This is a genomic window from Chitinophaga varians (genome assembly GCF_012641275.1).
GTDB lineage: Bacteria > Bacteroidota > Bacteroidia > Chitinophagales > Chitinophagaceae > Chitinophaga > Chitinophaga varians_A.
This window is the reverse complement of the sequence record NZ_JABAIA010000037.1, coordinates 1-223: the sequence shown is the minus strand read 5'-3', so window position 1 is coordinate 223 and position 223 is coordinate 1. Positions and strand designations below refer to the sequence as shown.

Below are 223 nucleotides of genomic sequence, written 5' to 3'. Positions count from 1 at the left end.
GATCTGTCTAGGTTGCCGGTTGCTGGTATCTATTCACTTAACCGTTCCAGTCCTTATTACCAACTTGGCGATTTGTTTTCTAAAGAACTTAATGTTTTTGAAAGAAGAAGGAAACAACAGCTCAAGGTAATGAGCTCTAAAAAGGAGGTATTCCAGCCGCACCTTCCGATACGGCTACCTTGTTACGACTTAGCCCCAATTACCGGTTTTACCCTAGGCGGCT

The 223-nt window shown here is 43.9% G+C and carries 1 rRNA gene; it reads right to left on the bottom strand.

The window, feature by feature from the left end:
• Positions 1-140: 140 nt before the first annotated feature.
• A 16S ribosomal RNA gene (locus HGH92_RS33520) occupies positions 141-223 on the bottom strand; the annotation flags it as partial.